15 protein-coding genes and 1 pseudogene are annotated in these 22966 nt (G+C 40.1%); 15 read left to right on the top strand and 1 reads right to left on the bottom strand.

Annotated elements, in window-relative coordinates:
• The first annotated feature begins 344 nt into the window (after positions 1–344).
• From NQ544_RS03815 to NQ544_RS03770, 10 genes and pseudogenes are all read left to right on the top strand, one after another.
• Positions 345–1679 (top strand): TolC family protein, encoded by a 1335-nt coding sequence (locus NQ544_RS03815; RefSeq protein ID WP_040552766.1) that lies wholly within the window; start codon positions 345–347, stop codon positions 1677–1679.
• A gap of 66 nt (positions 1680–1745) precedes the next feature.
• Positions 1746–2170: pseudogene (locus tag NQ544_RS03810) on the top strand (ABC transporter permease); the annotation flags it as partial.
• A 171-nt stretch (positions 2171–2341) separates the two neighbouring features.
• Entirely contained in the window at positions 2342–3085 is a 744-nt protein-coding gene (gene kdsB / locus NQ544_RS03805) for a 3-deoxy-manno-octulosonate cytidylyltransferase (protein ID WP_006846719.1), read from the top strand.
• 34 nt (positions 3086–3119) lie between these two features.
• Positions 3120–4469 (top strand): tRNA lysidine(34) synthetase TilS, encoded by a 1350-nt coding sequence (gene tilS, locus NQ544_RS03800; RefSeq protein WP_006846720.1) that lies wholly within the window; start codon positions 3120–3122, stop codon positions 4467–4469.
• A complete protein-coding gene (locus tag NQ544_RS03795) occupies positions 4466–6136 on the top strand; it encodes a GH25 family lysozyme (protein WP_006846721.1) in 1671 nt (556 codons plus the stop codon). The genes tilS and NQ544_RS03795 overlap by 4 nt, the downstream gene beginning before the upstream one ends.
• Before the next feature lie 116 nt (positions 6137–6252).
• Entirely contained in the window at positions 6253–7125 is an 873-nt protein-coding gene (locus NQ544_RS03790) for a sigma-70 family RNA polymerase sigma factor (RefSeq protein ID WP_006846722.1), read from the top strand.
• 64 nt (positions 7126–7189) lie between these two features.
• Entirely contained in the window at positions 7190–9316 is a 2127-nt protein-coding gene (locus NQ544_RS03785) for a DUF5686 family protein (protein ID WP_006846723.1), read from the top strand.
• A gap of 71 nt (positions 9317–9387) precedes the next feature.
• Positions 9388–12600 carry a UvrD-helicase domain-containing protein gene (locus NQ544_RS03780; RefSeq protein ID WP_006846724.1) on the top strand — a complete coding sequence of 1071 codons (3213 nt, stop codon included), beginning with the start codon at positions 9388–9390 and terminating at the stop codon, positions 12598–12600.
• A 76-nt stretch (positions 12601–12676) separates the two neighbouring features.
• Complete coding sequence (locus NQ544_RS03775) at positions 12677–15664, top strand: PD-(D/E)XK nuclease family protein (RefSeq protein ID WP_006846725.1); 2988 nt, start codon at positions 12677–12679, stop codon at positions 15662–15664.
• Positions 15665–15766: 102 nt separating this feature from the next.
• Entirely contained in the window at positions 15767–16384 is a 618-nt protein-coding gene (locus NQ544_RS03770) for a sigma-70 family RNA polymerase sigma factor (protein WP_006846726.1), read from the top strand.
• A 95-nt stretch (positions 16385–16479) separates the two neighbouring features.
• On the opposite strand, the gene NQ544_RS03765 is transcribed toward NQ544_RS03770, so the two are convergent.
• Positions 16480–16848: a helix-turn-helix domain-containing protein gene (locus NQ544_RS03765; protein WP_228023599.1), complete on the bottom strand. Its 369-nt coding sequence runs from the start codon at positions 16846–16848 to the stop codon at positions 16480–16482.
• A gap of 237 nt (positions 16849–17085) precedes the next feature.
• Between NQ544_RS03765 and NQ544_RS03760 the strand changes: the two genes are divergently transcribed.
• The 5 genes from NQ544_RS03760 (at position 17086) to NQ544_RS03740 (ending at position 22921) form a co-directional block, all read left to right on the top strand.
• On the top strand, positions 17086–18996 hold the full coding sequence (locus NQ544_RS03760; RefSeq protein ID WP_006846728.1) for an LTA synthase family protein: 1911 nt from the start codon (positions 17086–17088) through the stop codon (positions 18994–18996).
• A gap of 70 nt (positions 18997–19066) precedes the next feature.
• Complete coding sequence (locus tag NQ544_RS03755; RefSeq protein ID WP_006846729.1) at positions 19067–19765, top strand: phosphatase PAP2 family protein; 699 nt, start codon at positions 19067–19069, stop codon at positions 19763–19765.
• Positions 19766–19841: 76 nt separating this feature from the next.
• Positions 19842–20222, top strand: a complete 381-nt coding sequence (locus NQ544_RS03750) for a hypothetical protein (RefSeq protein ID WP_006846730.1) — start codon at positions 19842–19844, stop codon at positions 20220–20222.
• 278 nt (positions 20223–20500) lie between these two features.
• Positions 20501–22216 carry a glutamine--tRNA ligase/YqeY domain fusion protein gene (locus NQ544_RS03745; protein WP_006846731.1) on the top strand — a complete coding sequence of 572 codons (1716 nt, stop codon included), beginning with the start codon at positions 20501–20503 and terminating at the stop codon, positions 22214–22216.
• Positions 22217–22279: 63 nt separating this feature from the next.
• Positions 22280–22921: a DedA family protein gene (locus NQ544_RS03740; protein ID WP_006846732.1), complete on the top strand. Its 642-nt coding sequence runs from the start codon at positions 22280–22282 to the stop codon at positions 22919–22921.
• The last annotated feature ends 45 nt before the right edge of the window (positions 22922–22966 follow it).

Here is a 22966-nt window from a genome sequence, read left to right as displayed (position 1 = left end):
TATTCCTTTCTTAAAATTTTTCTGCAAAGTTACACAATTTCAGCGAAGATAACGAAAGAAGAAACATTTTTTTGAGAAATATAAATAAATTAATGTGGAAAAGCAAAAGAAATCTTTCACTGTGAAAAGGATTGTTAAAGATAAATGAGAATATTAAACCTATCATCACGTTTTTAATCAAAAACACATATCAGTTGCAACTTTATAGGCGACGCTTACGTCAAAGCTAAAAATAATGTATCCTATTAAGATTTGCAATTATGGAAAGTAAGAACATTAATCCACATTTAATCAGAACAGATGCAAAGAAATCTGTAAAGATGAAAACAAAAAGTAAAAAGAGTATGAACGCAAGTTTTAAAAACATGGCGGTAGCGCTGTTCATCATGTCGGCTCCTATCGCTGTACAAGCTAAGCAATGGTCACTGCAGGATTGTATCAGTTACGCACTGGCTAACAACATTCAACTGCAGAAGACTCAACTAACAAAAGCTTCAGCTCAGGAGGACTATCTGCAATCAAAGTCAGCGCTTCTGCCATCGCTCTCTGCCAGCACCAATCAAAGTGTAAACTATACGCCTTGGGTTTCTAATGGAATCAGCGGAGAAGGTTTCAGCAAAGCTTCCATCGACAAGGTATATTACAATGGCAGCTATAGCGTGATGGGCAATTACACGATTTGGAACGGAAACAAAAACAGAAATCAGGTGAAACTGAACAAGCTGGCAAAGGAAGCGGCACAACTCGATTCGACAGCACAAGCCCTCAACCTGCAAGAACAGATAGCTCAACTTTACGTACAGATACTCTACTCTACAGAGGCTATCAACGTAAACAAAGAAAGTTATCAGTCGAGTGTTCAAAACGAAGAGCGTGGTAAGGAAATGGTAAAAATTGGCAAGATGAGCCAAGCAGACTTAGCACAACTTACAGCACAGAGAGCACAAGATGAGTTTAACATCGTGCAGGCTGAAAGTAACGTTAAAAACTATAAACGACAGTTGAAGGAACTCCTGCAGATTACCAGTGAAGAAGCTTTCGACATCGCTATTCCAAGCACAACTGACCAGATGGCTCTGGCCTCTATCCCAGGAATGAACAGTGTCTATACAGCTGCGCTTCAGAATCGCCCTGAGTTTTTGAGCTATCAAAACAAACTCGACCAGAACGATCTGAATATCAAGATTGCAAAGGTAGGAAAGTTGCCAACCATCAGCGCAAATGCAGGAGCTACGACCAGCACCACATCCATGAACAAAAACGGTTGGGGCAGTCAGATAAAAACCAACTTCAGCCTGGGTGGTGGAATCGGTGTCAGTATTCCTCTCTTTGATAACCGACAGACCAAGACTTCTGTCAATAAAGCACTCATTCAGCGTGAAAGCATCTTGCTCGATATAAAGAATGAGCAAACTAAGCTCTACTCTACTATCGAAAACTATTGGTTGCAGGCTAATACAAACCAAAGCCAGTTTAAGGCTGCCAAGGTGAGCAGCGAGAGTGCCCAAACAAGCTACGATCTGTTAAGTGAGCAGTTTAAACTGGGATTAAAGAACATCGTAGAATTGAGAACTGGCAAAGACAATCTTCTGAAGGCTAAGCAGAACGAACTTCAGGCAAAGTATCTTACCATTCTGAATATCAACATGTTGAAATTCTATCAAAACGGCAGAATCTAAAGAGAAAGATTGGTATTAACATCCGAAAACATATTGCAAATCATTAATAGGTATACATACATTTTTATGAACTATCTTTCCATCCGACAACTGAAAGTGGCAGATGGAGAAATGTTTACTGATACAGATATTAAGGCTGCATCTAAAGTTTGTATTTTAGGACAGACAGTAGTTGACTATCTTTTCCCTGATGGCAGCGATCCTATCGGTAAAGTTGTGCGATTTAACAGCATTCCATTCAGAGTAATCGGTGTATTGAAGAAGAAAGGTTACAATAGTATGGGTATGGACCAGGATGATTTGGTACTTGCCCCCTATACGTTAGTTTATCGCTCAGTCTGAACTCTTGCTTCCATATAGCCACCCAAATAGAGCCTTGGAGCATTATTATGAGTTTTGCAGTCTGTACATTTACTGGCGTTTTCTTTGGATGGTATCCTGCAAAGAAGGCAGCTAGGCTCGACCCTATCGAGGCTATCAGATACGAATAAAAAAAAGGGGAGAACATTAAATATTCTTTGAGGTTTTTCAAAAAAACAAAAAGTTTTTTGGTGAATACAAAATAAAGTTGTACTTTTGCGTTTGCGGAAGTGCAACTTTTTTATTTGAAGTTAAACGAATCGCATGAATTGAATAGTAAACAGGTTTAAATATAGAAGATTATGAAATTTATAGGAATTATTCCAGCAAGATACGCATCAACACGTTTCCCGGGAAAGCCACTTGCCATGTTAGATGGCAAACCAGTGATACAGCATGTTTATGAGAAAGTAGCAAGTTGTCTAGAAGCAGCCTATGTTGCAACAGACGATGAGCGAATTTTCAATGCCGTAGAAGCATTTGGCGGTAAAGCTGTTATGACGCGCAAGGATCATAAGAGCGGTACTGACCGCATAGAAGAAGCTATCGAAAAAATTGGTGGAGACTGGGATGTCATTGTCAATGTTCAAGGAGATGAACCTTTTGTTGACAAGAGTCAACTGGAAACCATCTGCCAGTGTTTTGATGACCCAACAACCCAAATTGCCACTTTAGGAAAAGCTTTTACCAGTATGGAAGCTGTAAAAAATCCTAATAGTCCAAAAATTGTTGTAGACAATCAAGGCTTTGCTATGTATTTCTCTCGCAGCATCATTCCATACGTAAGAGGAAAAGAAGAGGAAGAATGGCTCAAGAGTTTTCCTTATCTGAAACATTTGGGCATCTATGCTTACCGCAAAGAAGTTTTAAAAGAGGTAACCAAACAGCCACAAAGCTCACTAGAAATAGCAGAGAGTCTGGAACAACTTCGATGGCTGCAGAATGGCTACAAGATAAAAGTTGGTACTACAGATGTAGAAACTGTAGGCATCGACACACCAGAAGATTTGCAGCGGGCAGAAGACTTTTTGAAAAACAGAAAGTAATAAGAAACATCATATACTTTTAAAGTATCGCAGAATGAACAAAATTGAAAATATCGTCAAAAAATATATTATTCACCATGGTATGTTCAAGTGGCAAACACCATATATCGTTGCCTTGTCCGGAGGTGCCGATAGCGTTGCCCTATTGCTTATCTTGAAAAATATAGGACTGAATATTTCTGCTGCGCACTGTAACTTTCACCTTCGCGGCGAAGAGAGTGACAGAGACGAGCAATTTTGTATAAATCTGTGCCAACAACAGGGAATCAGTTTGTCTCGAATCCATTTTGATACTTATGCTTATGCCCATTTGCACAAGGTAAGTATCGAAATGGCTGCACGCAACTTACGCTACAGCTATTTTTCCCAATTAGTAAAAGACTTGCATGCAGGAGGCATTTGTGTGGCCCATCATCGCGATGACAATGTAGAAACTTTACTTCTGAATCTGTTAAGAGGATCCGGAGTAGACGGATTAGCAGCCATCGCCCCCAAAAACGGAAATATTCTGCGCCCTCTTCTCTGCATCAGCCGACAGGATATATTGCAATACCTAAAAGAAAAAAAGCAAGATTTTGTCACAGATTCAACAAATTTGGAAGACGATGCTTTAAGAAATAAAATTCGCCATCATGTAGTACCTCTTTTGGAAAGTATCAACCCGGCAGCAAGTGAAAATATCGCTCTCACTGCCAAATACATACGCCAAGCGAAAAGTATACTTGAGAGCATGGATAGCATCAGTATAACCGACTCTTATAGGAAAGTTATATATATCCCTAAAGTATCTGTCATGAATGCTGTAAGTCCGGAATTCATACTCCATAAAGAATTAGGCAGATATGGTTTTCATAGCAATGTCATTGATGACATCTGTGAAAGCCTCTTCAGTCAGGATCGTGGTGTCGGTAAAATTTGGAAAAACGAAGACTATATGATAGTCATCGACAGAGAACAGCTGTTGATCTCTAACATAAAAGACTTGAATAACATTCAGGAGCAAAGAGCGTTCCGACTGCCAGAAGAAGGCATTTACAACATGGACGAAGGAACCCAAATCAAGATAAGAATCTTCTCGCATATGGGTGACTTCATGCCAAGCAAAGAATCGCAATGTATCACTTTAGATGCTGAAAAAGTCAGTTTTCCCCTCACCTACCGACTGGTAAAAGAAGGCGATAGATTTCAACCTTTCGGCATGAAGGGTAGCAAACTGTTGAGTGACTATATGACCGATAGGAAATTTGACTATATACAAAAGAAGACACAGCATGTATTAACTGATAGTAAAGGTGATATCATCTGGCTTATCGGCGAACGTACGTCTGAAAAAACAAAGATTACCGAAACCACCAAGAAAATATTGGAGGTCATCATTAAATGAAAAAGAAAATATTATATAGCACAAGTTTAGTTCTCATTCTGTTGGCTGCCGCCAGCACATGGAGCTATTATTGTCTGAACCCATCAAGTGATAGAGTGAACAAGGCAAAAGCAAACATAAAAGTATACAGTCACTACGAATTAATTCAAAATGGAAAAACAATACTCCGATTCGACGAAGACACTACGACACTGGCTGCCAACTTTATGAATCGTTGGGCGTTGATTCCTTCATGTGAAGGAAGACTTGCCGCCTGCTACAACAACAGCATCAGCCGGAATCACTATCTTGGCAAAGATGCGGATAGCATCTTTAAAGAGAAAGTTGATTCTTTAGACAGTTTGTATAGAGACTCCAAATGGAAAGTTGGAGAACTGAACTATTATATTCACTCTCATTCTGTCCTGGATGCAGGCTACAACTCTATTTGCGCTTATACCCAACACGAACTTGAACTACGCGATTCTGCCAAGAAACTGCTTGATTCCCTGAAACATGTACAGAAAAAGGGACATTTCAAGTTGAAACGCTCCATTTCATATCAAGCCTATTATAGAGACGAGAACGGAAAATGGAAGAGTCAGGCATGCAAACTCATCAAAGCAATGAATGGAGAAACTGCACAAGAAAGCCACACATTCCAACTTTCCTCAGAAACAACTCCTGAAGGGGTTAAAGCTATTTCACCTCAACTTGCAGCATCTTTAGCAACAGCTCATGGAGTCACACTTCGACGCTCTATTGATTACACCCTCTTACCTGATTCTCTAGGATATTACCGGGGTACAACCGACAGTATCTATCAACCAAACGGTCATGGATGCTGGCAAGGATACGATGGAACCTATTATGAAGGTTACTGGAAAAACGGAAAACGTGAAGGATTCGGATTCAGCATTGCTCCCAAGAAGCCTTTACGAATAGGCGAATGGAAAAATGACCGTTATAAAGGCGAAAGACTCGTATATACATCGGAACGTATTTATGGCATTGATCTGAGCAAATACCAGCATGGAAAAGGCAGAAAAAAATATGCTATCAACTGGAACCGTTTACGCATTACACATCTTGGACGTCTCAGCAAAAAGACCATATCAGGAACAGTAAACTTCCCGATTCGCTTCATCTATATCAAGAGTACAGAAGGTAAATCGCTGTTAAATCCTTATTATAGAAAAGATTATCGTGATGCAAAAGCACATGGTTACAAGGTTGGAACCTATCACTTCTTTACCACCATCACACCTGCTGCCGAACAAGCACGACACTTTCTGAAACACAGTATCATTAGGAAAGGCGATTTTCCTCCAGTTCTTGATGTTGAACCGCTTCCTAGTCAAATCAAGAAAATGGGAGGGTCGGGTGTATTGTTTGCACGCATTAGAACTTGGCTTAGAATTGTAGAAAGAGCAACTGGTGTTAAGCCTATTCTTTACATCAGCCAAACTTTCGTAAATCGCTATCTGCCAAAGGCTCCCGATCTGAAACATAACTACCAGGTTTGGATTGCACGATATGGAGAGTATAAACCAGACATCCGATTGGTATATTGGCAACTCTGCCCCGACGGAAGAGTAGCAGGAATACATGGAGAGGTAGACATCAACGTGTTTAACGGATACGATGACGCTTTTCAAAGTTTTGTTAAGAACAAGACCGTAAAATAACCTTTAAATGAGTAAGTTAGGTTAATTACGTTAAAGTAAGTTATAATTCTAGTCGTGTATCAATATTTTTATTATCTTTGCGCCAATTGTGCAATGTGTAACTAAGAGGAAAGATAATGAGACAGCTTAAGATACAAAAGAGTATAACCAATCGTAATAGTGAAGCCCTCGACAAATATCTTGTAGAGATAGGTAGAGCCCCAATGGTTTCTATTGATGAAGAAATAGAATTGGCTCAAGCTATCCGCAAGGGAGGCAGAGCTGGCGAAAGAGCAAAGAATAAGTTGATTGAAGCCAACTTACGTTTTGTGGTGTCGGTAGCAAAACAATATCAGCACCAGGGACTCACCTTGACAGACTTGATTGACGAAGGAAACATCGGACTCATCAAAGCAGCAGAACGCTTCGACGAAACACGAGGGTTCAAATTTATCTCATACGCTGTATGGTGGATTCGTCAGAGCATTTTACAGGCAATAGCAGAGCAAAGCCGAATTGTTCGACTTCCTCTCAACCAGGTAGGATCACTCAATAAGGTAAACCAGGAAATTAATAAGTTTGAGCAGGAAAACCAACGTCGTCCAAGCGTTGAAGAACTTGCTGCCAGAACGGGTGTTGACGAGGACAAGATTTCTCAGAGCATGGCTGCCAGTGGTCATCATGTAAGCATCGATGCTCCATTCAGTGATGACGATGACAACTCTATGGCAGATGTAATGGCAAGCGGAGACGATGCCAGAACAGACAAGCAGGTTGACCATGAAAGTATGGCACAAGACCTAAGACAGGTTTTAAAAGTTTGCCTCAAGGATCGCGAACTGAAAATTATCTGCGCATGCTACGGAATTGGGGAAACCGAAAAGGGGCTCGAGGAAATTGGTGATAAAATGGGGCTGACACGTGAGCGAGTTCGCCAAATAAGAGAAAAAAGCATCACCAAACTGAGAGAATCCGGGAAGATAGGAATCCTTATGAAATATCTTGGCTAGGAAAGCTGCTGCCCAAAATATTTGACATAGTTCTTCTGCCAAGTAACATCTTAACTCATAATAGATGAAGAAATATCAAACACACATCATTTTGACGATTATCTTCTGCATGATGGCTTTTGCAGCACATGCAAGAAGAATGTCACCGAGAGACGCCTTTAGTGACTCGGTGATGTGTTTGGTATTTAAATATGCGCAATCTGTTGACACAACAGGTAGAGCTGAGCACAAGAGTTATGCCTACACTAAATTTCAAATCAAAACAAACAAACGTAATGCAACGCTCATGCTAGTACCGACAATGTATGCGGTGGCTCATGGCGGTGGCAGGAGATTCATCAGCGAGTTTTATAACCAAATGACGCTAGACGCAAATGGCAGACCAGTTGCCAAGCGTTTGCTGAACATAAGCACCATTCCGCATAGAAGAAACACATTGTCATCAGTTTTGAAATACATGACTCCAACGGTATATGGAGAAACACTTTTCGAAACTAATATTCTTTCTCCTTTCCACTATAAGAATCGCAGATATTATAAATATGCCGTCACCCAATTACCATTCGGCAAAGCACAAGTCTACGTATATCCACGTCTCAAAAACACCCAAGTTATTGAAGCACGTGCCATAGTTGATTCCCAAAGCGGAAAGATAAGCATGGTAGACTTTGAGGGCGAATATGATATGACCCGTTTCTATATCTCTATTATTATGGGTAAAGACGGATTTGGTTCACTTTCTCCTGCAAGATGCAGCATGAGAGCCAACTTCAGTTTTATGGGTAACAAGATAACGGGCATGTATACAACTGTATACGGACTGCCGAAAATATTAAGTGATTCACTCAATAATGTTGCCGACACTGCATTAATGGCAAAAGTGCGCCCTATTGAGTTAAACCAAGATGAGGCTGACATATATAAAAAATTCTACGAAAAAAGGAACCAAATAACAGATTCCTTGAATAACCACATACCAGAGAAAAACTTTGCAAAAGACATACTTTGGGATGTTATCGGTGACAATGTATTAAACAGGATTTCCCAAGGCTTCGGTAAGCAAAACCAAGGCTACTTCCGTATCAGTCCTATTCTCAACCCACTCTATATGGGATACTCCGAGCGAAAAGGAATTGTATACAAGTTTGACCTGAAGGGAGGCTACAGGTTTACAGAAAATCTGGAATTGGGGCTTCGCTTTAAAGGAGGTTACAGTATGAAACAACACAGATTTTATTTCAATATACCATTGACATTCAACTATAACCAGAAGCACAATGGATATCTGAAGTTAGAAATCGGTAACGGTAATAGAATATCGAATAATCGTGTTGCACGAAAGATGTTAGGCATCAGCAAACCTGAAGATAACGATTTTCTAAATCCACTATTCTCAGAATATCCAGGATTGTCATTACCGGAAATCTCAACAGATATTGATGCTAATAACAGGAAACTGACAGAGTTTAAAGATGATTATCTTCGTCTAACTAACCACTGGAGTTTCAACGACTATGTCGGTTTTGAAGTAGGTTTAGTTTCACATCAACGAAAAGCTGTAGTAGAAAGTTTCTATAAACTGTTTAAAAATCCAAGCAAATATGTATCAGTAGCACCAGCTGTAGCTTTAGAACTCTTACCATGGGGTAAGAAAGGCTCTATCTTTAAGATAGACTATGAAAAGGGATGGAAAAACCTACTAGGTTCAAACATAGACTACGAACGGGTAGAAGCAGATGCACAAACTATTTTTCAAGCATCACGCCGTCAATCATATTCTATAAGGTTAGGAGCTGGCTTTTATACCCGCAAAGGTGATCATTGGGACTTCGTTGACTATACCAATTTCCATGACGACAATATTCCTGGAGGCTGGAATGATAGCTGGAGTGGAGAATTCGAATTACTGCCATCCCAATGGTATAATGCCAGTGATTATTACGTTCGCGGAAATTTCACTTATGAAGCTCCCATGATTGCAACTGCATGGCTCCCCCTGATTGGGAAATATATAGAAGCAGAGCGTCTGTATGTAAGCAGTCTTGTTGTAAACCATTTACACCCATATACAGAATGGGGATATGGAGTAACAACAAGAGCTATTACATTAGGATTCTTTGCAGCCTTCAAAAACACGAAGTATAATGGCATAGGCTGTCGCTTCGGTTTTGAACTATTTAGAGATTGGTAATATTCATAAAAGCATGGATAAAACATGATTTCTAGGGCACAATATCAATAACATCATAAAAAAATCAAAATATGAGTTCACAACTAACTGTTTATAAAGCAAGTGCAGGATCAGGTAAAACATTTACTTTGGCTCGCGAGTATATGACACTCGTGATAGCTAATCCTGCTTCCTACAGAACCATTCTTGCAGTAACCTTCACCAACAAAGCTACTGAAGAAATGAAAATGCGTATCTTAGGAAAATTATACGAAATTGCACACGGACTACCAGAAGCAAACGATTATGTAAATCAAATACAACAGGCTTTACCATATCTTTCATCCAAACAAATTCAGAAAAATGCAGAATCAGCCCTGCATTTGCTCATACATAATTATAACTATTTCCGGGTTATGACCATCGATACGTTCTTTCAGAGTGTATTGAGAAATCTAGCACGTGAACTTGATCTGACTGCCAATTTACGGATAGAACTCAATGACTATCAAATAGAACAGCATGCCGTTGATGAACTTATAGAAAGTCTTGAAGATACCGATCGTCTGCTTTTCTGGATTATGGATTATATCAAAGAAAATATTGATGATGATAAGAGTTGGAATGTCATAGGACAAATCAAGAAATTCGGTGAGAACATATTCAAGGATTATTACAAAGCTCATTCCGACAAGCTGACAGAATTGATGGAACAAGAAGATTTCTTCAAGGATTTTACCGACCGAATGAAAAAGATGCGCAATAAGGCAAAAGAGCAGCTTAAAGAAATTGCTGCTACTTTTTTCGATTCCCTTGAAGAAGAAGGCTTTACGTCAGACGACTTAGCTGGAAAAACGAGAGGTATTTGGAGCTATTTCAACAAGCTGAAAAATGGCAAATACAGTGATGATGATCTACATAATGATACTTTCTGTAAATGTCGGGAAAGTCCGGAAGCATGGGTCAAAAAATCTGATGTAAAAAATTGTACTGATATCTTCAATTATGTAGAATCGGTGCTCTACCCTATTCTGCTGTTTGCAGAAGATAATCGTCCAAGACTCACCCGAATCTTCAAAAGTACCGATCTGACCATAAAGCATCTTAATCAGCTCCGCCTTTTGGGAAGCATAGATAAAAAAGTCAGGGAGATGAACAGAGAGGCAAACCGTTTCCTTTTGAGCGATACTCAGACCTTGCTCAACTCACTGATAAAGGATAGCGATTCGCCATTCATCTTTGAAAAGATTGGCACTCAACTCGACCATATAATGATAGACGAGTTCCAAGATACCAGCACCATCCAATGGAAGAACTTTAAAGTGCTGCTCGAAGAAACCATGAGTAGAGAAGATGCAGGTAACCTCATTGTTGGTGACGTAAAACAAAGTATTTACAGATGGCGATCCGGCGATTGGAGACTGCTCAATAATATCGATAAAGAATTTAATAAAAGCGCGAAAAAAGTAAGCATAGAAACTTTGGGTACCAACTACCGCTCTGATAGAAACATCATTGAGTTTAACAATGCTTTTTTCACAGAAGCAGTAAAGTTGGAGATTGAAGACCTGAAAGATATAGGTCCTGAGGAATGTAAACAGCTGGAAAACGCATATAGCGATGTCTGCCAGCAAGTACCAGTCCACCATTCTAATCCTAATGGTTCTATCAGTATCCATCTCCTGGGCGGTGAAAATATTGAAGACAGAATGATGCAAACAACCTTGGACACTGTAGACAAGTTGGTTGAAAGAGGTGTTCCTTGCAACAAAATAGCAATCCTGGTAAGAAGCAACCGTAACATACAGGACATTGCTGAGTATTTTATGAACCATTCCGACTATCCGTTGGTTTCAGATGAGGCATTCAGGCTGGATGCCTCCCAAGCAGTATGCACATTGGTTAACGCTCTCTACATACTGGTACACCCAAATGACAATATTGCATTAGCAACTCTCAACAAGTTTTGTGACACGTATTCTGTAGCAGGAAATATGCCGGAACAACTTTTGACCAATCGTTCTGAGTATCTGGAAATGCCACTGTTCGATCTCACAGAACGCCTTTTTGCAGAACTTAAACTTGGCGAAATAAAAGACATGATCAAGCAAACTGCCTACATCTGTACTTTTTATGATTGCTTAAGTAAATATCTCACAGATAACAGTAGTGATATCACTGGATTTCTGAAAGAGTGGGATAACCGTATCCACGAAAAAAGCATCCATAGCGATGGCGATGGAGGTATCAGATTCCTTACTATACATAAGAGTAAGGGACTGGAATACGATCATGTTATCATGCCTTACTGTGACTGGCAACTAGAAAAAGCCAACACGATCTGGTGCACACCGCAAGAAGCTCCATACAACGAGCTTCCACTGGTACCTATAGATTTCAGTGCTAAACTGATGAAGCAAAGTATATATGAAGCAGATTATAATCATGAACATCTGCAAAACATAGTCGACAATTTGAATCTGCTTTATGTAGCCTTCACACGTGCCAGTCATAACCTGATTGTAATTGGCAAACGAGCTAATAGTGCATATCGTTCTGCCATTATCGAATCCGTACTCGATAAGGTAGCCAGTCGACTTGAAGCTAATGATGTAAAGATGAAGTTAACAGGAATAGGTTCTGATGCCAAAACAGATGACATATCTTTCTGCTATAATGAAATATATGTACCTGATTCTTCCAAGAAATCAAACGAGAAGAAGGATACAAACGTGCTCTCAGCCTATTCTCAACCTTTAGAAATTAAAATAAATGTTACGCCTGAAATGCCAGAATTCAGACAAAGTAACCAGAGCCGTGACTTTATAAAGCGTGATGAAACTGAAGAACAACAGAAGTTTTATATCAAAATGGGTACCATTTTGCACAACCTCTTTTCTACAATACGCACGGTTGATGATATTGATGGAGCCCTGAAACAGTTGGAGTTAGACGGACTTTTATACGACCAAGACCTCACACCAGAGAAAATAAAGGAGATGATCAGGAAAAGACTTGAATCACCAAAGGTCGCAAAATGGTTTGACAAGGAACTGACCATACTAAATGAATGTTCTATCCTGACAGTTGAAAATGGAAAAGTGGCTGAATACCGTCCAGACCGCGTGATGCAAAACTCAAAAAATGAAACCATCGTGGTAGACTTCAAATTCGGTAAACAGAAAGTAGAACACCATGAACAGGTTAGAAAATACATCGGTTTATTAAGAAGCATGGGACATCACCGAGTAAAAGGTTATCTATGGTATGTATACCCTAACAGAATAGTTGAAGTAATAAAATAATATGGTTCTATTGCCCCCTTCAAAAAAACAGGGCAACATAAAGAACAGTTGCAAACATTGAAAAGTCCATTAAGATATGAAAGCATTTTTAAAATATGTAGCAAGAGATATACTCGAGAAATACGGAAACAATCTCAGCGACATTGCCGTCGTGTTTCCAAATAAACGCGCCGCTCTTTTCCTCAACGAGAGTCTGGCCCGTTTGACTGATCACCCTATCTGGTCGCCATCTTACATAACAATCAGCGACCTGTTTCGCAAACATAGCACATTGAAAGTTGGAGACCCAATCAAACTTGTTTGCGATTTACATAAAACATTCGTAGCCTGCACTGGTATTGATGAGACCCTCGACCATTTTTATGGATGGGGACAACTTCTTATCACAGATTTTGACGATATTGATAAAAACATGGCAGAAGCAGAAAAACTCTTTGCCAATCTTAGCAATATACATGAACTTGATGACATCTCATATCTTACAGAAGAACAGAAAACGCTGATTAAGAAATTTTTCAGCAATTTCAACGATGATCACAACTCAGAACTCAAAAAGAGATTTCTACAATTATGGAGCCATTTTCTTGATATCTATAAGCAGTTCAACATGCGTCTTGAAGAACAAGGATTAGCTTATGAGGGGGCTCTATACAGGAAAGTTGTAAATGATGAAAATATCAAATTCCAACACAAGAAATATCTCTTTGTCGGTTTTAATATGATGCAAGTAGTAGAACGGAAACTCTGCGACCGCTTGATGAAAGAGGGTAAAGCACATTTCTATTGGGACTACGATGACTATTATATGCAAAACAATCATGAGGCAGGTCACTACATTCGAGAATATCTCAAATATTATCCTAACGAATTGAATGATATGCCTCCTCATGATTTTCGTGAAATTTATCATAACTTTGATAACAATAAAGACATTACATACATATCGGCATCTACAGAAAACATCCAGGCCCGCTATGTAAACCAATGGCTTAAAGAAAAGAAACGCTATAAATATGGAAAAAAAGTGGCTATAGTATTAGCCGATGAAGGATTATTACAAAGTGTTATACATAGTCTTCCTACAAACGAAGACATCAAGTCGTTGCCAGATTATTCTGAGAACGACAAGTTAGCATATAACATAACATTGGGCTATCCGCTTCAACAGACACCATTCTACAGCTTGCTGCAACAACTCATCAAGTTGCAGGGCGTAGGTCACCCCAAGCATAGTAACAACTATCGCTTACACAATGTGCTCATGGCGCTCCGCCATCCATATACACGCTATATTTCTCAAAATTATAGCAAACTCTTGAGCGCTCTTGACGAGCAGAAGCAGTTCTACCCTACCCGCCCATTCCTAAGCATGGATGGTGATGAAGGCTTGTCACTGCTTTTCAAAGATTTGGGTGAGACTGCAACAGAAAATGAATACAACTTGAGACTCATCCAGTATCTGCTGGATATTTTGAAGACAATAGGTGTGAATAGTAAAGAACAGGACGATCCTTTATTCCAGGAATCGCTCTTCAGAACTTATACCTTATTGAACCGTCTGCAAGAACTCATCCAGACAGGAGACTTAGCTGTAGACTGCATCACTCTGGAACGACTCATCCAACAGCTCATCCAGTCAACAAGTATTCCTTTCCATGGTGAACCTGCAGAAGGAATACAGGTAATGGGTGTATTGGAAACCCGAAATCTTGATTTCGAGCATATCTTAGTACTCTCATGCAACGAAGGGAAACTGCCGAAAGGTGTGAACGATGCTTCATTTATTCCCTATTCATTGAGAAAGGCATATGGTCTTACCACAATTGATAACAAAGTAGCTATATACGCCTATTATTTTCACAGTCTGCTCCAACGCTCACACGACATCACTTTATGTTACAATAACGCAACAGAAGATGGCCAATCGGGTGAGATGAGCCGTTTTATGCTACAACTCCTGGTAGAAAGCCATCATGACATCGAGCGCTTTTCTTTGGTCGCAGGACAAAACACACTGCGTCCTACTTATGAACCAATAGAGAAAAAACTGCATACGCTCAGCCAGCTCAAGAATTTGAAAATGCTTACGCCAACATTTTTGAATACCTATTTGAGATGTGAAAAGCAATTCTACTATAAATATGTAGAAGGACTGATTGAGCCAGATGAAATGGATGAGGACGAAGTAGACAACAAAGTATTTGGAAATATATTCCATCGGGCAGCAGAGCTGTTCTATCTGGGATTAGCAAGCAGCGATGCTCTGACAACAGACGGTAAAGGAGAACTCAAACTGACTCGTCCTATCGTTGTATCAAAAGAGCAATTAGAGCAAGCCTTAAAAGATGAATCGCTTGTTTATCGCCTGGTAGATCAGGCGTTCAGAGAAGAACTCTTTAAAGTTAGCGCTGCAGGGTATCGTCCAAAATATAATGGTCTGCAACTGATTAACAAAGAAGTAATAGCAAGATATATCCGGCAACTTGTCACGATAGATATGCGACAGGCTCCATTCACCATACTCGGATTAGAGCTGGTTGTAAAAACTGACGTCGAAGTAGAAACAAGTATCGGCAATTTATCTCTGTCAATAGGAGGTTTTATCGACCGACTGGACGCTGTTGCAGCTAACGGTCATGCAAATGGCAATAATCTTGCAGAACGAATCCGCGTAATAGACTATAAAACAGGACGTATTTCAACAACACGTCCAAGAGAACTGAGCGAAGTGTTTGATCCATCCATGCTCAACAAGCATACAGATTATTATTTACAATCTATGCTCTACTCGATTATTGTAAGACACAACAGAAATCTGAATCCGGCTCAAGAGCCCGTATCTCCAGGCTTGCTGTTTATACAAAATGCAGGAGCAGAAGATTATGATCCGACATTAAAAATGGGCAAGGAACTCATCAGTAGCATAGATGTATACGAAGAAGAGTTTATGAAACAACTGAAAATTCTCATCGCCAACATCTTTGACAAGGAGCAGCCATTCCGACCTACAGATGATAAGCATCGTTGCGAATACTGTCCATACGCAGCTTTATGCAAGTCATAGAAACATATATAATATGTGGAAACCAAAATGATTGGTTAAAATGCGCAAAATACTTGCTTTTTTGAATTATTCTATGTATATTTGCAAAAAGAATTATTGAATATGACAGAAAAAGAAATAAACAAGATAGTTAGTGAGAACTTAAACTATGTAAAATCAGTAGCCAACCAGTATAAAGGTAAAGGCGTTGAGTTTGATGACTTGGTTAGCGAAGGAACGCTGGCAATGCTTATGGCAGCCAGAAAGTTCCAAGCCGACCGGGGCACCGATTTTGTGGCTTATGCCGGTCCATTCGTTCACAAGGCTATATCACAGGCCATCGATAAACAATCAGGACTTTATCGTTTACCGAAAGACCAGAAGAAATTTGCCCCAAGAAACGCAGACAAGGCTGTATCTGTAGATGCGCCACTAAGCGCAAACAATCCGTATACCCTATTAGACATATTAAACGATCCGGATGTAAAGATTGCAGATGATACCCTGAATATAGAAATGATGAAGAAAAAGATGGCAGAAAGCATTGCAGATTTATTACCACGAGAGAAAGAAATCATCACCAAATTCTATGGTATAGGTGTTCCTAAGGAAACGATGGCTGAAATTGCTGAAGATATGGGGCTCAAACGCGAGCGAGTTCGCCAGATACGAAATCTGACCATACGCAGATTGAACAGGAGTATCCGCCACCAGGCATTGAGAAACTACTTCAAGAGGTAACTCGCAATAGTTTGTAAAAACAAAAAGGAGGGTGAATCATTAACTTATGATACACCCTCCTTTTTGTTTCATGTTCTAGTTATTAACAATTAAACTTACTCCAATCCCTTAAAATGATTAGCACGATATTGACGTGGAGTAACGCCTATTCGCTTGAAGAAATTAGCATAGAAACTCTGACGAGTATTGAAACCAGCCATTTCGCTGATACCTTCTACACTCATTCTTGCATAACGTTTATCGGTAAGTAAAGACATAGCATCGTTTACTCGATAATCATTCACCAACTCGGCATAATTCTTATGAAATCGAGTTGCGCATACAGCAGAAATATAGCGAGAGTTAGTATTCAAATCCTCTGCAAGTTTCTTGGAACTATAGTCTGGGTCCTTGTACTTTCTTTCAGTCACAAGAACACGGATTATCTCGTCGCGAAGGCGGTCCTTAGTTTCTTCACTCAGCATAGATTGATATCTTGCTATTTTTTCTTTTTTAGGTTGAATATTGTACTTAGCCATAGTTATGTTATAAAATTTATTACAACAAAGGTACAACTTTTATTTAGAACGACCAAATTTTTTCTCACTTTTTTGAAAAATAAACACAAAAAAGTCGTTTATATGAAATAAAATGGTTATTTTTGCATTAATTTTCAAGCTCAAAGCCGAGTATATCATAATTATTAGTCAAGAAGCATAGATATGAAGCAAATATTGTGGTTTATAAAAACGTATTTTACGTTTGTCATTTTGTTCAGTATTCAGAAACCATTTTTCATGATATTGGAAAAGGCTTCTACTACACAACCTATCGATAATATCTGGAGCGAAATGCCTACAGTGATGTGGTACGGTTTATCACTCGACCTCTCTATGGCTGGTTACCTCACCGCACTACCGGGTTTGTTGCTCATCGCAATGATTTGGTTTCGTAAGGAGATTATACGTCCCATTCTGAATGCTTATTTTATACTGGCATCTTTCCTGGTTTCCATTACATTCGTACTGAATGCAGGATTATATCCATATTGGAACTTCCCACTAGATAGCACACCATTATATTATTTCTTTACTTCGCCAAAGGATGCACTTGCGAGTGTTGGAGGGCTTTACATCTTTCTTGCTCTCCTCATCACTGTGCTGCTTACCATAGCCGTCTGGTTCGCACTCCGCATGCCTCATACCCAGAAGCGCTATTCCAGCAGATACAGCAACTATGGTTTTGGAGATTTCGGCAGTGGTCGTAGAACACGCTACTCTGACATAGAGCATCATCGTATGCGCCATTCTCTTATTCTGTTGCTGCTTACTGCCCTTCTCTTCATCCCTATCAGAGGAGGATTTACTGTATCTACAACAAATACAGGAAAGGCATATTTCAGCCAAAATGCGTTTTTGAATCATGCTGCCGTCAATCCGATGTTCAGCCTGTTTGAATCACTTACCCATCAGGAAGATTTTGCATCGCAATACCGATACATGTCAGAAGAAGAAGCTAACCAACTCTTTGCTCAAATGGTAAGTTCAAGCGACCAGAATACCTACCCGCTCCTGAATGAAGAAGCTCGGAAAAACGGAAAGCCGGATATACTTATTATCATTATGGAAAGCTTTGCCAACGACATCATGCCTTCCGTCGGAACACATAAAGACGTAGCTGTCTGCTTGGACTCAATAGCCAAAAAGGGAATTTTCTTCCCAAGATTCTATTCCAACACTTTCCGCACGGATCGTGGTCTGGTTGCTGTTTTGAGCGGTTATCCAGCACAACCTACAACCAGCATCATGCGCTACCCGGCAAAATCTGCACAATTACCATCATTGGCACGTTCATTGGCTAAAGCAAAGCATTACGGCAATGCATATTATTATGGTGGTGATGTTGATTTTGCCAACCAACGCTCTTGGCTGGTTTCCCAGGGCTATGAGAGAATCATTTCAGATAGTGATTTCCCTATAGAAGACAAATTGAGCAAATGGGGAGTACACGATCATATTGTAGCCAACCGGCTGCTTGCAGACCTCAGGAAAGAACAGAATGCCAAACAGCCTATGCTGAGAGTATTCCAGACATCAAGCAGTCATGAGCCATTCGATGTACCATATAGCAGACTGAAAGACAAGCGTTTAAATGCATTTGCTTACACTGATAGTGTCATAGGTCATCTTCTGCGTGAATACAGCAAATTGCCTAGATGGAAAAATACTTTGGTATTACTCGTTGCCGATCATGTTGGCGCATACAAAGAACATCTTGACAACTTTGACCGCAGCCGCTATCAGATTCCACTTATCATGACCGGTGGAGCTATAGCTCGCCCAATGAATGTTAAGCTCATAGGAAGTCAGCATGATATAGCAGCTACACTGCTCGGACAATTAGGCATTCCTCACAAAGACTTCTTGTTCAGCAAGAACATGTTGAGTGATGCTACGCCTAAATTTGCATTCTTTGATGTACCCGATGCTTTCGGCATGGTATCAGAGGAGAACTCTATCATCTACGACAATAAATCCAAAAAGGTTGTTTATGATAAAGGCAAAAAAGGTTATAACCTGAAGCGAGGCATGGCTTATCTTCAGAAGTTGTACGATGACTTGAGTGCAAAATAGCCCAAACGACAGGGCAACAGATTATCAGAAACAAGAAAGCGAACATTACAGAATTTCATAAAGAAAGACTATGATAGAATTACTTCATCAAATAGAACAGATTGATACGCAGATTTTTCTGTTTTTCAATGGTTTTCACAACGAGTATTGGGATTACTTCATGATGATTTTCTCAGACCGTTTTGTATGGGTTCCGTTCTATGCCAGTTTTATCTTTGTACTGCTAAAGAATTTTCCTGTCAAGGTTGTGATGAGCACTATAGTTGTCATCACTCTGATTATCTTGTTTTCAGACCAGACTGCATCAGGAATTCTGAAGCCATTGGTAGCAAGAATGCGTCCCAGCAATCCTGATAATCCTATCAGTCCGATGGTACATGTTGTTCAAGGATATCGGGGTGGCAGATATGGTTTCCCATCTTCTCATGCAGCCAATGCATGGAGCATGGCCTTCTTTGCCCAATATCTGGTTCGCCGGAGCAAACTCACGATATTCTTATGCCTGTGGGCATTGATAACCAGTTATTCCCGAATGTATCTCGGTGTACACTATTTTGGCGACATCCTGATTGGTACCCTCATTGGTTTTCTCTATGCCACCTTATATTATTATATATTTCAGTATTTTTTAAGAAAGCATACCGAACGTTTTAAGCCCAATCACGACATCAGATTTGCAAGCGTCCCTATCATTACGGGGCTCGTTTCTATTTGGGTAATCATTTGTACCAGTGGAATACTGTCTTTCTATAGCATACCACTGAGATAAACAAATGTATAAAAAGAGTTAGCTTATAAAAACGGTTTAGATTAACATTATTATTAACATATAAAATTTAAAGATTATGAAGAAATTATCAATTCTTGCATTTGCTATGGGCCTGATGGCTTTCACAGCATGTTCTGAGAAAAAGGCACCAGCACCTGCACCAGCTCAGGCAGAACAGACAGTTGTAACCGATTCTGCATTTCAGGCTGCAGCAGCCGGTGAATATAAGAGCGCAGATGGTGAGCGTAGTGTAACTTTGAACAGTGATTTCTCTGTTAAAGTAAAAGGCCTTGATAAGGAATTTTACAAGTGGGAATTGCCAGCTAAGCCAGAAGGTAAAGCAGCTGTGATTATCCTGAGCCGCAAGGGTCTTGATGCCGATGTTCAGGAACAGGCTACACTCGATACAGAAGAAGGTTCTATCATTATTAAGAACGAAACATTCCGCAAAAAGTAATAGAATATGAACCTGGTATAAAATGCAAAACGCCCTCGCTTCACAGCGAAGGCGTTCTTTTTGGTATTAGTTTCATTTAAGGTAAAAAGATTGTATTCAGGATAACGATGCAAAGGTAGACATATTTTTCGAAACAAACGAATCTTTTTATATGTTTAAAAACATATTTTGTGAATTATCGCTCCCAAAACAAAATTATCTGCCAGATAATTTCGGTACTTACAATTAAATTTGTATCTTTGCACCATAAATTTAAAAATTATTCTTTTTATTGAATTATGGCAATTAATGAAGAAAACAATTTGGAAGAGAAGAAAAGTATCTCTTTCGTAGAACAGTTAGTTGAGGAAGACCTCAAAGAAGGCAAAAACGGAGGACGAATCCAGACGCGTTTTCCGCCAGAGCCTAATGGTTATCTGCATATCGGCCATGCCAAAGCTATCTGCATGGACTTTGGTGTTGCTGAGAAATATAATGGTGTTTGCAATCTTCGTTTTGATGACACTAACCCTAGCAAGGAAAACAATGAATATGTAGAGAATATTCTTCAAGACATCCAGTGGCTCGGTTTCAAGTGGGGTAATATCTACTATGCTTCTGACTACTTTGAGAAGCTTTGGGATTTTGCTGTCTGGATGATCAAGAAGGGCAATGCCTATATTGATGAACAAACTGCTGAAGAAATTGCACAGCAGAAGGGTACTCCTACCTCTCCGGGTACTGCTAGCCCATATCGTGATCGCCCAATCGAAGAAAGCCTTGCTTTGTTTGAGAAGATGAATACTCCTGAGGCCGTAGAAGGCAGCATGGTTCTTCGCGCAAAACTCGATATGGCGAATCCAAATATGCATTTCCGCGATCCTATCATGTATCGTATCATCCATACTCCTCATCACCGTACAGGAACTAAATGGCATGCATATCCTATGTATGATTTCGCTCACGGACAGAGTGACTACTTTGAAGGGGTAACCCACTCTATCTGTACATTGGAATTTGTACCTCACCGTCCGCTTTACGATAAGTTCATCGACTTCTTGAAGGAGAAGGACGGAACTGCAGATGTATTAAACGACAATCGTCCACGTCAGATTGAGTTCAACAGATTGAACCTCACTTATACAGTAATGAGCAAGCGTAAGCTTCACCAGCTGGTTGATGAGAAACTGGTTATCGGATGGGACGACCCACGTATGCCTACTCTTTGCGGAATGCGCCGTCGCGGTTACTCTCCTGAGAGTATTCGTATGTTTATCGACAGTATAGGTTATACTAAGTTCGATGCTCTCAACGATATGGCCTTACTCGAAGCATCTGTTAGAGAAGACTTGAACAAGAAAGCATGTCGTGTGAGTGCAGTACTTGATCCTGTAAAACTCGTAATTACCAACTATCCGGAAGGTGAAACAGAGGAAATGGAAGCAATCAATAATCCAGAAAATGAAGCTGATGGCACACACACCATCACATTCTCTAAGAATCTCTGGATAGAGCGTGCTGACTTTATGGAAGATGCTCCTAAAAAATTCTTCCGTATGACTCCGGGTAAAGAAGTTCGTCTGAAGAATGCTTACATCGTTAAGTGCACAGGATGCACAAAGGACGAAAATGGCGTTATTACTGAGATTCAGGCAGAATACGATCCTATCAGCAAGAGCGGCATGGAAGGTGCCAACCGTAAGGTTAAGGGTACATTGCATTGGGTATCAGCTGATCACTGCGTAAAGGCAGAGGTGCGCGAATACGACCGTCTTTTTGTGGTAGAAAATCCATCTGCTGATGAACGTGACTTCCACGAGTTGCTCAACCCGGATAGCTTCCACGACTATCCTAACTGCTATGTTGAGGAATATGCAGCCAGCAAGAAGCCAGGTGAATATCTCCAGTTCCAGCGTATCGGTTATTTCATGGCCGATCTTGATTCTACTGCAGAAAAACCAGTATTCAACAAAACCGTTGGTTTGAAGGATACATGGGCAAAACAGAATAAATAAATCACCTATGTCTGTCTCAGTTTCAACAGCTGAGACAGATATTATTTAGATTCAAGATAACAAATGAATACAGCAGAGCTTTTTCTTTGGATACTCGACAATTTAAATTACTGGGTAGTAGCCCTTTTCATGGCTATCGAGAGTTCATTCATCCCATTCCCATCAGAGGTGGTTGTTCCACCTGCAGCATGGAAAGCCATGGATCCTGATAGCGGAATGTCGTTTATCCTAGTCATCGTATTTGCCACCATTGGTGCCAATATCGGTGCACTTATCAACTATTATTTAGCTAAATGGGTAGGCCGTCCTATCATCTACCGTTTTGCCGACAGCCGCATCGGACATATGTGCCTGATAGACCGCCAAAAGGTAGAAGTTGCAGAAGAGTTTTTCCGCAAGCATGGAGCCGCATCCACTATTTTTGGGCGCCTGGTACCAGCTGTTCGCCAGTTAATCAGCATTCCAGCCGGTTTGGCAGGTATGCATGTAGGCAAATTCTTGCTCTATACCACAATCGGTGCTGGCATTTGGAATACTGTTTTAGCAACCATCGGTTGGGGTATTTACCAATATACAGACTATAAAACAGCTCAAGATGTATATCAGCAGGCATTAAAGTATAGTCATGAGCTCGGTTACATCATCTTGGCTCTTGCCGTTGTTATTGTAGCTTTCCTTGCATACAAGGGGCTCAAGAAGAAATAAGAAACTATCCCCCATCCTGCTTTCTCAAGCGGGCTGGGGGATTTT

Source organism: Segatella copri DSM 18205 (assembly GCF_025151535.1).
Classification (GTDB): domain Bacteria; phylum Bacteroidota; class Bacteroidia; order Bacteroidales; family Bacteroidaceae; genus Prevotella; species Prevotella copri.
Note: the sequence above shows the minus strand (reverse complement) of the source record. Positions and strands in the feature narration are given on the sequence as shown.